General features: G+C 52.4%; 15 protein-coding genes. 4 read left to right on the forward strand and 11 right to left on the reverse strand.

Annotation, left to right across the window (positions count from 1 at the left end; genetic code table 11):
* On the forward strand, window positions 1–888 hold the full coding sequence (locus QEH59_RS12095; RefSeq protein WP_308985636.1) for a CPBP family intramembrane glutamic endopeptidase: 888 nt from the start codon (window positions 1–3) through the stop codon (window positions 886–888).
* Between the two features lie 10 nt (window positions 889–898).
* Complete coding sequence (locus QEH59_RS12100) at window positions 899–1,957, forward strand: 3-deoxy-7-phosphoheptulonate synthase (protein ID WP_308985637.1); 1,059 nt, start codon at window positions 899–901, stop codon at window positions 1,955–1,957.
* A 45-nt stretch (window positions 1,958–2,002) separates the two neighbouring features.
* Here the strand turns inward: QEH59_RS12100 and rlmN are convergent, their stop codons facing one another.
* The 7 genes from rlmN to QEH59_RS12135 form a co-directional block, all read right to left on the reverse strand.
* Entirely contained in the window at window positions 2,003–3,055 is a 1,053-nt protein-coding gene (gene rlmN / locus QEH59_RS12105; RefSeq protein ID WP_308985638.1) for a dual-specificity RNA methyltransferase RlmN, read from the reverse strand.
* An 18-nt stretch (window positions 3,056–3,073) separates the two neighbouring features.
* Window positions 3,074–3,928, reverse strand: coding sequence for a transglutaminase family protein (locus tag QEH59_RS12110; RefSeq protein ID WP_308948745.1), 855 nt, complete (start codon window positions 3,926–3,928; stop codon window positions 3,074–3,076).
* Between the two features lie 82 nt (window positions 3,929–4,010).
* Window positions 4,011–5,303, reverse strand: coding sequence for an MATE family efflux transporter (locus QEH59_RS12115; protein ID WP_308985639.1), 1,293 nt, complete (start codon window positions 5,301–5,303; stop codon window positions 4,011–4,013).
* Window positions 5,304–5,357: 54 nt separating this feature from the next.
* Window positions 5,358–8,096, reverse strand: coding sequence for a valine--tRNA ligase (locus QEH59_RS12120; protein WP_308985640.1), 2,739 nt, complete (start codon window positions 8,094–8,096; stop codon window positions 5,358–5,360).
* A 163-nt stretch (window positions 8,097–8,259) separates the two neighbouring features.
* Window positions 8,260–8,730, reverse strand: a complete 471-nt coding sequence (locus QEH59_RS12125) for a phage holin family protein (RefSeq protein ID WP_308985641.1) — start codon at window positions 8,728–8,730, stop codon at window positions 8,260–8,262.
* Between the two features lie 3 nt (window positions 8,731–8,733).
* Window positions 8,734–9,213 (reverse strand): hypothetical protein, encoded by a 480-nt coding sequence (locus QEH59_RS12130; protein WP_308985642.1) that lies wholly within the window; start codon window positions 9,211–9,213, stop codon window positions 8,734–8,736.
* Between the two features lie 30 nt (window positions 9,214–9,243).
* The gene (locus QEH59_RS12135; protein WP_308985643.1) at window positions 9,244–10,596 is read right to left on the reverse strand and encodes a replication-associated recombination protein A; all 1,353 of its coding nucleotides are present in this window, start codon (window positions 10,594–10,596) and stop codon (window positions 9,244–9,246) included.
* 80 nt (window positions 10,597–10,676) lie between these two features.
* Here QEH59_RS12135 and QEH59_RS12140 point away from each other — a divergent pair, with 80 nt between their 5' ends.
* Window positions 10,677–12,320 carry a ComEC/Rec2 family competence protein gene (locus QEH59_RS12140; protein WP_308985644.1) on the forward strand — a complete coding sequence of 548 codons (1,644 nt, stop codon included), beginning with the start codon at window positions 10,677–10,679 and terminating at the stop codon, window positions 12,318–12,320.
* Window positions 12,321–12,498: 178 nt separating this feature from the next.
* On the opposite strand, the gene QEH59_RS12145 is transcribed toward QEH59_RS12140, so the two are convergent.
* The 4 genes from QEH59_RS12145 to QEH59_RS12160 all read right to left on the reverse strand — a co-directional run bounded on the left by QEH59_RS12145 (window position 12,499) and on the right by QEH59_RS12160 (window position 14,058).
* The gene (locus QEH59_RS12145; protein ID WP_308951296.1) at window positions 12,499–12,744 is read right to left on the reverse strand and encodes a type B 50S ribosomal protein L31; all 246 of its coding nucleotides are present in this window, start codon (window positions 12,742–12,744) and stop codon (window positions 12,499–12,501) included.
* A gap of 56 nt (window positions 12,745–12,800) precedes the next feature.
* Window positions 12,801–12,926, reverse strand: coding sequence for a type B 50S ribosomal protein L36 (ykgO, locus tag QEH59_RS12150; protein ID WP_308985645.1), 126 nt, complete (start codon window positions 12,924–12,926; stop codon window positions 12,801–12,803).
* An 89-nt stretch (window positions 12,927–13,015) separates the two neighbouring features.
* The gene (locus tag QEH59_RS12155; protein ID WP_308985646.1) at window positions 13,016–13,591 is read right to left on the reverse strand and encodes a YqgE/AlgH family protein; all 576 of its coding nucleotides are present in this window, start codon (window positions 13,589–13,591) and stop codon (window positions 13,016–13,018) included.
* Window positions 13,592–13,602: 11 nt separating this feature from the next.
* On the reverse strand, window positions 13,603–14,058 hold the full coding sequence (locus QEH59_RS12160) for a deoxycytidylate deaminase (protein WP_345785342.1): 456 nt from the start codon (window positions 14,056–14,058) through the stop codon (window positions 13,603–13,605).
* Window positions 14,059–14,221: 163 nt separating this feature from the next.
* Between QEH59_RS12160 and QEH59_RS12165 the strand changes: the two genes are divergently transcribed.
* On the forward strand, window positions 14,222–14,950 hold the full coding sequence (locus tag QEH59_RS12165) for a glutathione peroxidase (protein ID WP_308985648.1): 729 nt from the start codon (window positions 14,222–14,224) through the stop codon (window positions 14,948–14,950).
* Window positions 14,951–14,994 lie beyond the last annotated feature (44 nt).

The following is a 14,994-nucleotide window of genomic DNA, read 5'->3' on the forward strand; positions in this document are numbered from 1 at the left end:
ATGCCACCTGAGTCACAAGTTGATGCGCCCCTAATCCTAGCATCATTAATCATACTAGGTATTCTCGGCTGCAGTCTAACCCTTTGGATCCGGCACATTCAGAAACCGCGCGATACCATCAACGAATCTCCCGGCATCCCAGCCTGGTCAATCGGATGGGTCAATTTTGGAATCTTTATTTGTGCCATGGTCATCGCAGTGTTCATGGCTCAGAACATCGGCGTTGCTCTATTTTTCGAAGCCTCCAGCGAGGGCGAAGCTCCCCGTGAGCTCACGCCCTGGATTGCAGTCTTAGCAGTGCTACTGCTACAGCTACCAATGCTGGCAACCTTTTACGGGGCCCGACGCTTCTACCCGGGCCACTATGCCAGCGAACTCAATGTCAGTACGCTCTCGGCCGTTACAGCTTTACGTCAAGCACTACCGTACTTCCTAATGTACCTCCCGGTCATTTGGATTGTCACATTACTGTGGACAAGCCTACTCAACGCGCTTGAAGCCGCAGGCGCCATCGAGTCCTTTGCACCTCAAGAACTAATCACTCTCTTTCAGGCAGGCGGTAGTCCACTGGCAATCGGGATCTTAGTCATCATGGCCATCGTGCTCGCTCCCATAGTTGAAGAAATCATCTTTCGCGGATGTATTTATCGCTTCCTGAAAAGCCAAACCACCCGCCTGCCCGCACAAATCCTGAGCAGCTGCATTTTTTCAATGATGCACGCCAACCTAATGTCCTTTGTTCCGCTCGTGATCGTCGGAATCGTGCTAGCCCGCCTTTATGAAAAATCGGGTAACCTCATGGTCTCGATTTCATTTCACGCTTTTTTCAATGCCTTCAGCTTATGCATGCTCTTCATCACAAGTATGTCCCAAGCCATACCGCAGTAACTTAAATTAAATGAACACACCACACGACAACGCCCGCATCGCGCAAACACGTCCATTGCTTCCGCCCGCGATTCTGATTGAAGAAATACCCCTCTCAGAATCAGCAATCAAAGTCGTCGAACAAGGACGCCATGAAAGCAGCGCAATTTTACGTGGTGACGACGATCGTCTCTGTGTCATTTGTGGCCCCTGCTCCATTCACGACACTAAGGCCGCCATGGAATACGCAGAACGACTCTTACCACTACGTGAAAAATATAAGAATGATCTACAGATCATCATGCGCACCTATTTCGAAAAGCCCCGCACAGTGGTCGGCTGGAAGGGGCTCATCAACGATCCAACACTCGACGATAGTTTTGAAATCAATCAAGGGCTGCGCCTTGGTCGCAAGCTGCTGGTTGACATTTGTGAAATGGGCCTGCCCACCGCTGCAGAATTTCTCGACACCATTATCCCGCAATTCATAGCCGACGCGATCGCATGGTGTGCCATCGGCGCGCGCACCACTGAAAGTCAAATCCATCGCGAACTGGCCTCCGGCCTCTCGATGCCGGTTGGCTTTAAAAACGGCACCAGTGGCAACGTACAAATCGCCATTGATGCCGTGCGCTCAGCCAGTCAATCACACTGGTTTCCCTCTGTAACCAAACAAGGAGTGACCGCTATTTTTCAAACCACAGGCAACCCTGACGGGCACCTGATCTTGCGCGGCGGCAACCGCACAGGACCGAATTACGAAGCCCACGTCATCGAACCTATTCTGCAACAACTCACAGCCGTCAATCTGCCACCATATTTAGTCGTCGACTGCAGCCACGGCAACAGTAACAAAGATTACACTCGCCAAAGCGAAGTCGCCCACGTGCTGGCTGAACAAATCGCTGCCGGCCAAAAAGGCATCGCTGGCGTCATGCTGGAAAGTCATCTAGTCGCTGGCCGACAAGACTACACAATCGACGGCAAGAACACCTACGGCCAAAGCATCACGGATGCCTGCATTGACTTCCCCGCCACCGAAGCCATCTTCGAAGAACTCGCTACTGCAGTGCGAAAGCGACGTCAGTAAAGCCTGGAGGCCTCAATCAAGCGCGACGGCGAAGGGTTGGGTTTCCTACCTTCGTATACGCTTGGCCTTCAGCTGACCGCAGCCGGCGGCGACATCGATGCCGCGGCGTTGGCGCACGGTGCTGGGCAGACCGGAGTCTTGAATGATTTGCTGAAACTCGCGCACATTCGTCTCTGCGGGCGCTTGCCCCTCGTAGCCTTCGGTCGCGTTGAGCGGGATCAAGTTCACATGCGCATCGATGCCCTTCAGCAATTCGGCTAAGCGTCGCGCGTGATCGGCCGTGTCATTGACGCCACCGATCAAAGTCCACGCAAAGAACACCCGCGCCCGTTTGATCTGCGTATATTCACGGCAGGCCTCGATCAGGTCGGCCAGTGGCCACTTCTTATTCACAGGGATCAGCTTACCGCGCTCTTCATCGCTGGCGCCGTGCAAGCTCACTGCGAGTGAATAGCGCTTGGGGTGGCGAGCTAGCTTTTGAATGCCTGGAATATGTCCGACGGTGCTGATGGCCACACGTGCAGGGCCGATATTCAGGCCGCGGTTGTCGGTTAAAATCCCCAGCGCTTCCATCAATGGTTCAAAATTGTGCAATGGCTCGCCCATGCCCATCATCACGATGTTACGCAAGCGCTCCCCATGACTCGCACGCAAACTGCGCTCCACATGGTGTGCCTGCGCCACGATTTCGCCCGCGGTCAAATGCCGCGAAAAGCCCATCTGCCCGGTGGCACAAAACACGCAGCCCATCGCGCAGCCAACCTGACTACTCAGACAGGCGGTAAAGCGCCCGGGGAAGCCCATACGGACTGCTTCCACCTCAGCACCATCGGCCAGGCGCAAGAGATACTTCTCGGTAAAACCATCGCTACTGGGGGTGCAATCCGTCTGCTCAGTGGGACAAAGTGTGGGCGCGCCCTCCGAATCCAACCAACGCGCCACAGGCGGCAAAATCCCCTCGGCGGCGCTCAAATCACCAGTTACCAGCCGACGCTGCACCGCACCAAAGAGCGGCTTGGCATGCACAGGGTTGACCCCGGCATCCGCCAGCACTTGTTCCAATGCAGCATAACTGTAACCTTCCAACGAATCGATCATAGCCCTCCAACCCCTGTGTTAGATTTGAGAGACGTCAACTGTAACCCGTAGGCTCGAATCAATTGGCTGCTGACTCAGATAGGAGCCCGCCACTGGCGGCACAGCCTCAGGGTGGCGATGTACCGCGGTGGCAATATGCTCGGTGCCAGCAACCAGGCCGCTGGTATTATCAAATCCGACCCAACCAGCGCCTGGCAAATACACCTCGGACCAGGCATGCGTCGAGCCATGCTGATTGGAACCAGGATTGTGCAGATACCCGCTCACAAAGCGCGCGGCAAGCCCCAGATAGCGGCAGGCCTCGATAAAGAAGGCGGCAAAGTCACGGCAACTCCCCGTTCGCAAGCGCAAGGTGTCATTTGGATTTTGCACACCGGGCTCTTCGCGCATGCCGTAGCCAAAGTCAGACACGATGGCCTTATTCATACGATCTAGCAGCAAAAAGGTCTCGATCGATTGCCCCGGCTGCCAAAAGCGAGCAACCCATTGCTTCAACTGCTGGGTATGGTTAGGCCAGTTATGCGTACAATAGGGCAACAGATCCAAGCGATCTTCCGGCTCAAATGGGAATGGAAAGGTCACCGCACGTTGATCCACCACAAAGTCCAGCGGGCGCTCGGCATAGTGCTCAATCACCACTTCACTCTCAATTCGGAGTGTATCGGCGCGCTCTTTTAAAGACAACAGCCCGACCGAATTTCCATAAATATCGCGGTACCACTTGGTTTGGGCATGCGGGCTCACATCCAGGCGCGATGATTGTATCCGAATATCGTGCCCCTCGCGTGGGCGCAGCAGTAGACGGTGTTCCGTCAACTCCACGGGTGTCGAAAACGTGTACTCTGTGATGTGGTGGATACGGATCTTTTTCATAGCGGATGTCGCACTGAGTAAATGTGCAGCTAAGTGAAAAACGCAAGCAGCACCAACAGGTCATATTTTGACCGGCCCACTGTTAGGATGTTGGCGCCGACTGCCGTCTTAGAATCAGCCGCAGCCGTGTCGTAAGCACAATCGCCGACACACACATTCCGGTGGCCACGCCATACCACAGGCCGATGCCGCCCAGACCAACAAAAAAGGCCAGCACGATCCCGAGTGGCACCGCGAACAAAAAGAAATTCCCGAAGTTAATCCAAGTCGGCACATAGACATCATGCATCCCCCGCAGCGCCGACATACTAATCACTTGAATCCCATCAAAACCTTGATAAATCGCCACCACCACTAAGAAGGCAGCGGTCATACGTACCACATCTTGATCGAGCGTAAAGCTCTCCGCCAGCTCACTGCCAAAGCCAACAAACACTGCGCCAGTCAGCGACATCGCGCCCGTAATCATTAAGAGTGCTCCCAAAATCATACGACGGCAACTCACCCACTGCTGCGCGCCCACAGCATGCCCCACCCGAATGGTCAAAGCCATAGACAAGCCCAAGGGCAGCATGAACGCAGTCGAGGAACAAGTGAAAGCGATCTGATGCGCCGCCAAGGTGGTGCTGCCAAATTGCCCCATTAGCAGTGAACAGGCGGCAAACACCGCAAACTCCAAAGAAACTTGCAAGGAGATCGGCAGCCCTAATTTCACTAGATAACGGACGACCGACCAATCGATAGGCGCGCACCAACGCGCGGGCAAGCGCGGACGCATCTGTGGTGATTTACAAATATAAACAAATACTGCCACAAAACCGGCGCAGCGCGCCAAGAAGGTGGCACAGCCGGCCCCATCCAAGCCCATGGCGGGCAAGCCGGCATTGCCAAAGATAAGCAGATAGTTAAGCCACACATTCAGCACCACGGTGCCCAGCATCAGCCAGAGCACCGGCCAGGGCTTATTCAGCGCCTCGGAAAAGCTCTTCAAAGTCAGCATCGGCACCATCGGAAGATAAGAAAGCGCCAGCCAGCGAAAGTAAGAGCCGCTCAATTCCGTGACTTCAGGCGGCTGTCGAAACCAGTCGAGCCGAAAGCTCAAGCCGAGATAGGCCAGCGAGAGAAAGAGCCCAAAGAGCAGCGACAGCAACAAGCCATGCCGCAGCGAGCCGCTGATGGACTCAGGCCGAGCACTGCCAAAGGCGTGTGAAACCCGCACCGAAACCGCCGCAAAGAGACCACTCGCGAGCGCAAAGCCTAAAAAGAAAAGCGAATTTACAAAGGCCACAGCCGCCAGCTCAACGGTGCCGACTCGGCCGATCATCATAGTATCGGCCAAGCCGAGCAGCATCTGACTCAGCTGCCCAGCAATCATGGGCAGTGCTAGAGCCAGTGTTTTACGATTTTCTTGAAGGAGCGTTTTCAGCGTCTACAAGCTCTCCAAAATGCGCAGCGTTTCATCGCGCTTTTCGGTGGTCTCCGCCAGTTGCTTACGAGCCCCTTCGACCACTTTCGCGGGGGCGCTTTCAACAAACTTCGGGTTCTTCAACTTATTTTCACCGACCGCGACCAACTTATTAAGCTTCTCCAGCTCCTTAGTTAGGCGCGCTTTCTCGGCCTCGACGTCGATACTGCTGCTCAGATCTAAGTAGAGCGAACTCAGCGGCGTCACCACCGCAGGCAAGCCGTCGGAAGACTTATCGCCGATCGCATCTAAAGTGCCCAAGCCCGCCAGCGTTTGAATCAGGCTGGCGTTATCTGCGATCACTGCGGCCGCGGCACCTTCGGCACCGTAGAACACAGCGACATCGCGCTTGCTAGCTAGGTTGTATTGCGCCTTAAGCGCACGTGCTTGCGAGATCAGCTCCTGCAGCTGAGTCACACGTTCGATAGAATCGAAATCCACGGATACGCGCTCTTCCAGCGTCAACGCCGTCGTCAGCGTAGTATTTTGAATGTAGGGCACCACTTCATCGTAGCCCAAGCCCTTCCAAAGTTCTTCCGTGATGTGAGGAATGATCGGGTTCGCAAGTTGCAGCACTTGGCGAATGACCAAGTCTTGAATGGCGAGGCAGTTATCCCGCAGCTCTTCGCTGCCCTTGAGTTTGCCCTTGGAAGCTTCCACATACCAATCACAGAAATCGCCCCAGAAGAATGCGTAAATCTGGTGTGTGAGTGGCGAGATTTCATAATTAGCAAAGCACTTTTCGACATCGGCAGTTACCTGCTGCAAACGGCCCAGGATCCAGTGATCGTAATCGTCGAACAGGTCCGAATGGATGCGGCTAATAATGGCTTCGAAGCTAGAATTGTCAGCCATCGGGCCTGACATTTGACGGAAGCGCACCGCGTTCCAAAGCTTATTACAGAAGTTACGGCCGATCTGAATGCGCTCTTCCGAGAAGAGAATATCCGACCCCGACGGCGCGATATTGCAGATACCAAAGCGTAGGCCGTCGGCGCCATACTTAGCGATCAAGTCGAGCGGATCTGGCGAGTTGCCGAGCGATTTCGACATTTTACGCCCCTTCTCATCACGGATCAGGCCGTGGATAAAGATATTCTTAAACGGAATACGCTTGGCGATCTCTTCGTCGGACAAGTCCTTGGCATCCTCACCGTAAAGCTCGATGCCAGCCATGATCATGCGGGCCACCCAGAAGAAAATGATGTCGAAGCCGGTGACCAAGGTGGACGTCGGATACCAGAAATCGAGTTCCTTTTGCTGTTCCGCAGTCGGCTCGGGCCAACCAAGGTTGGCCATTGGCCAAAGATACGAGGAGGCCCAGGTATCGAGCACGTCTTCTTCCTGCTCCCAGTTTTCAGGATCAGCGGGACCTTCGACCGATACGTGCACGTGCTCCGGATTCTCAAAATCAAGCTCCGTGCGCTCGAAGCCTTTCTTGTACCAGACCGGGATACGGTGGCCCCACCAGAGTTGGCGGCTGATGCACCAGTCCTGAATGCCATTGAGCCAATGTAGGTAAGTCTTCTTCCAACGATCCGGGTGAAATTTGATGGTGCCGTTTTCGACCGCACGCTTCGCTTCTTCCACCTTAGGATACTTGAGGAACCACTGCTCCGAGAGACGCGGCTCGATCGGCACATCGCCACGTTCAGAGAATCCAACCGTGTTTTCATAAGGCTCACGCTCGATCAAGAGCCCCATGTCTTCCAACTTCTGCGCCGCGACTTTGCGAGCCTTAAAGCGGTCCATTCCGTTAAACTCTTCTCCCGCCAGCTCGTTGAGCTTTCCTTGGGCATCGATCACTTCGATCATTTCAAGATTGTGACGCTGCCCGATCTCGAAGTCATTCTTATCGTGCGCAGGTGTCACCTTCAAGCAACCGGTGCCGAACTCACGGTCGACATACTCGTCGCCAATGATCGGAATTTCTGCCTTCGGGAAGGGGCGCCAGACGGTTTTACCGATCAAATGCTTATAACGCTCATCCTCAGGATGCACCGCCACCGCAGAGTCCCCCATCAGTGTTTCCGGACGCGTGGTGGAAATTTCCAAATGCGTGCGCTCACCATCGGCCTCGACCAACTCATAGCGCATTTTGTAAAAGAAGCCATTCTGCGGCTTCATATTCACCTCTTCGTCCGAGAGTGCGGTGTGAGTAGCGGGGCACCAGTTAACCATGCGCTTGCCACGATAAATATAGCCGCGTTTGTAAAACTTAACAAAGGCATCCAAAACGGCCTTACTGTAGTCCTCGTCGAGCGTGAAACTAGTGCGGTCCCAGTCGCAGGACGCGCCCAATTTCTGTAATTGATTTAAAATGACACCGCCCGACTGCTCGCGAAACTCCCAGACTTTATCCAAGAAAGCTTCCCGCCCCAGATCGTATTTCGTTTGGCCGGTGGCCTCACGAATCTGCTTTTCAACCTTGGTCTGCGTAGCGATGCCGGCATGGTCGGTGCCCGGCTGCCAGAGCACAGCCTTACCTTCGAGACGCGCGCGACGCACGAAGATGTCCTGCAAGGTATTGTCCAAGACGTGGCCCATGTGCAGCATCCCCGTCACATTCGGGGGCGGGATCATGATCGCATACGGCTCACGCTCCGCGTCGGCCACTGCTTTGAAGCATCCAGCTTCCAGCCAGTTGGCATACCAGCGTTGTTCAACTTCTTTCGGTTCGTAGGCTTTTGAGATCTCAGACATAGCGGAAAATTTGGAAAGCAGCTCAAAGTGTCGCTGCAGCGATGGCTTTCAAGCAAGAAAGTATCGTGCCTCCAGCCCACAATCAGATTATAGCAGTCCTAAAGATGCTCGACTAAGCTCAACTCTCGGCTCGACGATTGAGAGTCATTCGAAGCAGAACTCACTAAATATCTATCACATCATCATCCTTTAGAGGCTTTCGCGAATGAGAATTCGCCTGAGAACTCTTGCTTGAACGAGGTGAAAGGCCCCTCCCCCCACTGAAAGACGCACTCACCTGTACCTTATTCTTGCCAAAAAATAAGCTCGCAGCGGCCCCGGTCAGGCTCACCACAAGTGCCCCGGCAAGAGCGTAGCCAAAACTGTCGACAGCAAAGCCCTCCACCAAATTACCGACGAGTAAAAACAGCAATGCGTTGATCAACCAAATGCCCAGCCCGAAACTTAATATTATAAATGGTAGCGCAAAAACCATCAATAAGGGCTTAAGAAAAATGTTACACAGGCTCAACAAGAACACAGCAACAATAAGCGAGCTGGTATCTGTGTAGTGAATACCTGCAAATATATGCGAAGCAATCAGCACACCGAGTGCAATCAGCAACCAGCTTTTAAATAGTCGTTTTAAATCCATAATTTAAGAATTAGTGTCAGCGGTCGGGTCGACCTCGACATCCATACTAGGCGTATAGCGAAAGCTATGAGTGACAGGTTCCTGACCATCGACGGCGGGAAAAACTAGAATAACGTTATATAAATGTGGCGGAACTAGAATACCGGCAGCACCCAAGCCAGCGCCAGAAGGCAAGGCATCCAGATGATGATAGGCACGGCCACGTACCGAACCAGTAAAGCGCACAGTGGCAGAAGAATGCTCAGGCTCTGCAATCAGGCCATTCGCATCAATCCAATACAAGCGTAGCTTATTTGCAACAATTCGCAAATTAACCCGCGGCTCATTCTCACCGCGCTCAATATAATACCCTTGCTCCGTGACAAGATCTCCGACTTCGTACGGTGCTTCAGAGACCTCTGTAGGTATAGCCCCCACTTGGATTTGGGCAGACATAGAGAGAGTCGTCAGCAAAACGAGCAAGGCGGTGGATAAAAATTTCATTGTTTAAATATGTGCAGTCGCCGACGAAGATCAACCTTCACTCGCCGACTCTCGTGCTTGAATCTCGGATTTAAGTTTTTTTAGCTGCTGCATACGCTGCGCTGTGGCAACTTCCGCGCCAGCTTGGCCGGGCTGATAAAATGTCATTGGTTCCAACATATATTCTTGGCCCGATACCGCCTGCGGATAGTCATGACTGTAGCGGTAGCCCGCACCGTGCCCGAGTGCCTTATTTGTTTTAGTATGTGCATCGCGCAGCCATAAAGGAACCGCTTGAATGGGCTGATCGCGGAGACTTTTCTTCACAGCACTAATAGCACGTGTGACAGAATTACTCTTAGGCGAAGTCGCTAAATAAAGGATGGCATGTGCCAATGCATACTCACATTCAGGCATTCCCACTTTTTCACAGGCCTCAAACGCAGCCACCGCAACAGTGAGTGCATGCGAGTTCGCAAGCCCGACATCTTCAGATGCTAGAATGGTGAGTCGACGTGCTAAGAAACGTGGATCCTCCCCGCCCTGCAACATTTTGAATGCCCAATATAAAGCTGCATCTGGATCCGAGCCTCGAATACTCTTAATCATGGCAGAAGCATGATCATAATGCTCATCTTCATCGCGATCATAACGGATCTGACGCTCCCGGGCAAAAACTTCAACTGCATCCACATCTAAATGCGCACCAATAGGTTGGCTCAGAACCAGCGTCTCCAATGCATTGAGCGCGCGCCGCAGGTCACCTCCCGAGAAATCGGCAACAGCCTGGAACACAAAATCATCCGCTGTGCAGCGAAAACTGCCCAAGCCCCGCTCACAATCCTCCATGGCCCGCGCCAACACCGTCGTCAAGGCCTCAGCATTCACTGGCTCAAGACGAAACAAGTGACTGCGACTCAGCAAGGGAGGGTTTACGTAAAATCCGGGATTATGCGTAGTCGCCCCGATCAGACGAATATTACCTGCCTCTACATCGGGCAATAAAAGATCCTGCTGCGATTTATTGAAACGGTGAATCTCATCAATAAACAGGATTGTGTTCACACTCGTCTCATAGCGAGCAAGGCGCAGTATATCACGCATCTCAGCCACATTGGAAAGCACCGCATTAATTCGCACAAACTTGCTCTGAGTTTCAGCAGCAATCACCTCTGCCAAGGAAGTCTTCCCGCACCCCGGCGGTCCATAAAAGATAAGGCTCCCAAAATTGTCCGCCTGAATCAACCGCGGCAATAAGCAGTCATCGCCCACAATATGATCTTGCCCGATCACCTCACTGAGTGCACGCGGTCGCATCCGCACCGCCAAGGGACGGTGCTTAGGCTCTGAGGGTCGCTCCCCGGAGTCGGCAAAAATATCGGCCTGATCCACATCTGTTGGCATGCGACGACTCTCAGCGCTGCGCTAGGTTCTTGCAAGTGTGAACAAATGTCGGCACATTCCAATCCTAACGTCAATACCCCATGTCTTGTGACAACCAGATACCGACTCGCGCACCCTCGTTGCTAATCCTACTGGGCATAATTACGGGACTCAGCCTGGCACGCCAGGTAACCGCACCCATAGCATGGACACTTGCCATCGCTATACTTTTGACTGCACTGAGCCTCAGATGGTGCACACAGCAGCGGCTACTTTGGCTAGTGAGCTTTATTACAGCAGCCACTCTAACAGCATGGGCCTACGGAAGCCTGCGCCTTCCCGCCAAGCCGCCGGTAGAACTACTCGAACGCCCAATCCGCGAGGCACATCTGGACTTAAAGGTCGAACGCATCATGCAAGCACGCAACAACTATGGAAAAAGCACAGGTATCGGACGCATTCTTCAGGCAAGTGCCACCAGTCGGCTACAGCCCGGCGATCAGATCTTTTTTAGCCTGGAGCGCAGCCCAAAGGAGCACTTTGAAATATCACGAGGCTGCGCCATTAGAGCTACAGGCGTACTCACCCCGATCTCACCTCACGTAGCACCAGATAGTTTTGAGTCGTACCTCAGCAGTACTGGCATTCACTATCGATTCGAACGCACCAGCGGGCTAGAACGACTACAAGCTCCGTCCCAATTTGATCAGTTCTGCCAGCGAATGAATACACGCTTTCAAAATTACCTAAGATTGGGCGCCCCTACGGAGAGCGGCATCGACAGTATTTACGTCGCCATGCTGCTGGGTCGCAAAACTGAACTCAACTCAGCACAAAAGGATCGCTTTCAAATGACCGGTACCATGCACTTCTTCGCAATCAGTGGCCTACACATTGGCGTAATCGCCACAGTGATTGCTCAATTCCTACGACTCATCCGTGTTCCCAGCAAGATCAGCCCTTTCATTGGCCTACCACTTCTCTACCTTTACGTAGAAATTACCGGTGCCGCTCCCTCCGCAGTACGTGCATTTCTAATGGCACTATTCTTCTGGATGAGTTTCGCCTTTACCCGACAGCGTTCGCCACTCGCAGCTCTTGCGGCCTCTGCTGTCTTCGTACTATTGATCAAACCAGATCAACTCTGGAGCATCGGATTTCAATTATCCTATACGGTCGTCCTCAGCATTCTACTATTTGGCCTCCCATTGTCCCAAATACTCACAGAGCGATTAGCCCCCTTCCGCGCCCTCCCTAAACCAGATTGGTCGCGCCTGCAGCACATTTACGCATGGGCACTGGAGTTCTCACTCTTACTTTTTGCCATTAGCGTCTCAGCCTGGCTTGCCAGTGCACCACTCAGTGCAGCCTTTTTCGGCTTCTTCTCCCCAGGGGCGATACTACTGAACATGCTGCTAGTCAATCTAGCCGCACTTGCCATTAGCACAGGCGTCATCACTCTCTCATTAGGACTACTCGGGATAGAAAACATCGCGGCCTTCATCAATCATGCAGCATGGCTCAGCATTCATTTAATGGACCGATGCGTAATCGCGAGCACTCAAATCCCTGGTATGATTATAGCCTGCGAGACTTTTGCCAAGTGGGTCGCCTATATGGGACTGGCGGGCTACTTCATTGCACTTTTTTGGTTACACCACACACGCGCCCAACGATCGCCTGTGGCCTGGCTGCTCCCACCCACAGTGATTTTACTCTCGCTACTAATGGGCATTACACGGTAGGAGTCGCTCAATTCACAGGTTTCAAATCATCAGTGCGCCCAGAAAAAAAGCCCCGCTAATTCAGCGAGGCTTTAGTAAATACTTAATACCCGGTGTAAAGGCACCGTGCTGATTCCAATGCAGACGCGCGTAAAACGAACGCCAAGCGGAAGCGAGACGGAAGCTAGGCCCAAGCCAATTAGCGGCGACGACTGAACTTGTTTTGGAACTTTTCGACGCGACCAGCAGTATCGACGAAACGCTTTTCACCAGTAAAAGCTGGGTGCGAGTCCGCAGTGATGTCGCAGATCACGACTTGATATTCAGTTCCGTCGATTGTTTCCGTCTTGCTACCACGCATAGTGGATTGCGTCAGGAACTTGTGTCCCGTGGAGACGTCGACGAATGCGACAGGATTGAGCTTAGGATGTAGATCAGCTTTCACAGTAAGATGCCTTCTAATAAAGTTATTGCGGATTGGCGCAGTTTGTCTGGCAGAATCTAACCCTGACGCGCTTTGAAGCGAGGATTGGACTTGCAGATTACGTAGACACGACCCTTACGACGAACGACTTGACAGTCCGGGTGGCGGCCTTTGAGAGATTTGAGTGAAGATACGACTTTCATAGCGAAAATTTGAAGAATGGGAGAAAAAAGGCTCCGTCCAGCGCGCTGTCAATGGCAAAGGCGGAAATATTTCATCTAGCCGAAAAGACTTAATTGAGCGAGGGATCGTCCGGCGCGTCCGCCAGTAAACGTAAATCCGGCCTTTCATGACAGAGTAGCTCATGCCAATCAATCTTCTCCGGCGTCGTATTGAGGATAGGCAAGCAAGCCGACAGCACCCAGGACTTCTGCTCCAGTTCAACATCCAGTTGCCCCGCACTCCAGCCAGCGTGCCCTAAGAAACCTCGGATCTGAAACTCCGGATCCTTGGCCAGTAACTGCTGCACCTTCTCGCCATCAATACCAAAATAAAGCTGAAAAGTGCCTGCCTCCGCCGACCACTTCCATGCCACCAATATCAATTGATCCTGTGCCACTGGCCCACCTGCAAACAGTGGGACAGTTGACAAAGGAGAATCAACCCAATCAGCATCATACTCGCCAAGAGTGTGCCCCAAGGGACGATTCACAACGACCCCCATCGCACCCTCTGATTCGCCATAAGCGGTCAGCAATATAACACTACGCCGAAAATTAGGGTCTAGTAAGCTGGGATGAGCTAACAGCAAAGCCCCTGCATGCGGGCTCGGCTCTGTATTATCGAGATGACTACGGTTTATTCGCATTCGATCCATAGCTATAGTTGTATCAACTCCACGCCACTCTCAGCAAGAATGTCCTTAACCAGATCATCATTACGATAATCGCGATGATATTTGATACAGTGAATCCCTGCAGCCGCCAAAATCTTAGCGCAATTAATACAGGGGAAGTGGGTAATATAAATAGTTGCCCCCTCCAAAGAAACCCCTCTGCGTGCGGCATCACTGATCGCATTTTGCTCCGCATGCACAGTTGCTTGCTCATGCCCATCTCGCATTCGAGAGGTATGCGAGGCACCAGGTAAAAAGCCATTGTAGCCCGCCGCGACGATACGATTTTTCTGTGCACCGCCGGAAACAATGACACAGCCCACATTCAAACGCTCACAACTCGAACGTGACGCCATTAATAAAGCCGTCGCCATAAAATAGGCATCCCATGACGGACGCTCCGTCCAGGACTGGGTCAAGGACTCTAACTGGTCCAGCATCACGGCGTCTCTGTTGTGGCTGCTTTTAGTCATAAGCTAAAGTTTTCATACTCAAATCCTAGAGCAATATATTTCGCATTTTTGTATTCATCATTTGATCTTATACACAAAAGCCCTACACACAGCCTTTCTTCAAATCAATCGACAAAGATACTGATCAATTATGTTACAAAATAAAGAAGGCTCCACCATCCCTAAAGTTACGTTCCGCACACGTTGTGACGATGAATGGGTAGACATCACCAGCGACTCGCTTTTTTCTGGCAAGAATGTTGTAGTATTCTCGTTACCAGGTGCATTTACGCCAACTTGCTCCTCAACCCACTTACCACGCTACAATCAACTCGCCAGTGTATTCAAAGAGAATGGCATCGACGATATCGTTTGTATTTCAGTCAACGACTGTTTCGTTATGGATGCTTGGAAAGAGCATCAAGAAGCTGAAAACATCACTGTGATCCCCGACGGGAATGGCGAATTTTCAGAACAAATGGGCATGCTTGTGGATAAAAAGGATCTGGGGTTCGGCAAACGCTCATGGCGCTACTCCATGTTGGTTAAAGATGGCATCATCGAGAAAATGTTCATCGAGCCAGACCAACCCGGCGACCCCTTCGAGGTTTCCGATGCAGATACCATGCTCAAATATTTGGCCCCGAAAGCACAGGTGCGTGAGCCAATGGCGATTTTTACTAAAATCGGTTGCCCCTACTGCGAGAAGGCGAAGGCGCGTTTACGCGAAGAAAACCACCCATTCGAAGAAATCATCGTAGGTAAGGATATCACACTCGCAGGCTTAAAAGCTATTTCTGGTGACGAAACCGCACCGCAGATTTTCAACGAAGGCAAATACCTGGGCACCGAAGAAGAGCTTGAAAAGTTCTTCACCTAAGCACCATCGCTTAAGCATCAGTTCTAAGAATTACATCCAGGCTC

This window comes from Thalassobacterium sedimentorum, assembly GCF_031127905.1.
Taxonomy (GTDB): domain Bacteria; phylum Verrucomicrobiota; class Verrucomicrobiia; order Opitutales; family Coraliomargaritaceae; genus Thalassobacterium; species Thalassobacterium sedimentorum.

Coding starts and splice junctions, on each gene's coding strand:
- QEH59_RS12095 (WP_308985636.1), top strand. CDS start 1: ATGCCACCTGAGTCACAAGTTGATGCGCCCCTAATCCTAGCATCATTA.
- QEH59_RS12100 (WP_308985637.1), top strand. CDS start 899: ATGAACACACCACACGACAACGCCCGCATCGCGCAAACACGTCCATTG.
- rlmN (WP_308985638.1), bottom strand. CDS start 3,055: ATGATCGATTCGTTGGAAGGTTACAGTTATGCTGCATTGGAACAAGTG.
- QEH59_RS12110 (WP_308948745.1), bottom strand. CDS start 3,928: ATGAAAAAGATCCGTATCCACCACATCACAGAGTACACGTTTTCGACA.
- QEH59_RS12115 (WP_308985639.1), bottom strand. CDS start 5,303: ATGATTGCTGGGCAGCTGAGTCAGATGCTGCTCGGCTTGGCCGATACT.
- QEH59_RS12120 (WP_308985640.1), bottom strand. CDS start 8,096: ATGTCTGAGATCTCAAAAGCCTACGAACCGAAAGAAGTTGAACAACGC.
- QEH59_RS12125 (WP_308985641.1), bottom strand. CDS start 8,730: ATGGATTTAAAACGACTATTTAAAAGCTGGTTGCTGATTGCACTCGGT.
- QEH59_RS12130 (WP_308985642.1), bottom strand. CDS start 9,213: ATGAAATTTTTATCCACCGCCTTGCTCGTTTTGCTGACGACTCTCTCT.
- QEH59_RS12135 (WP_308985643.1), bottom strand. CDS start 10,596: ATGCCAACAGATGTGGATCAGGCCGATATTTTTGCCGACTCCGGGGAG.
- QEH59_RS12140 (WP_308985644.1), top strand. CDS start 10,677: ATGTCTTGTGACAACCAGATACCGACTCGCGCACCCTCGTTGCTAATC.
- ykgO (WP_308985645.1), bottom strand. CDS start 12,926: ATGAAAGTCGTATCTTCACTCAAATCTCTCAAAGGCCGCCACCCGGAC.
- QEH59_RS12155 (WP_308985646.1), bottom strand. CDS start 13,591: ATGCGAATAAACCGTAGTCATCTCGATAATACAGAGCCGAGCCCGCAT.
- QEH59_RS12160 (WP_345785342.1), bottom strand. CDS start 14,058: ATGCTGGACCAGTTAGAGTCCTTGACCCAGTCCTGGACGGAGCGTCCG.
- QEH59_RS12165 (WP_308985648.1), top strand. CDS start 14,222: ATGTTACAAAATAAAGAAGGCTCCACCATCCCTAAAGTTACGTTCCGC.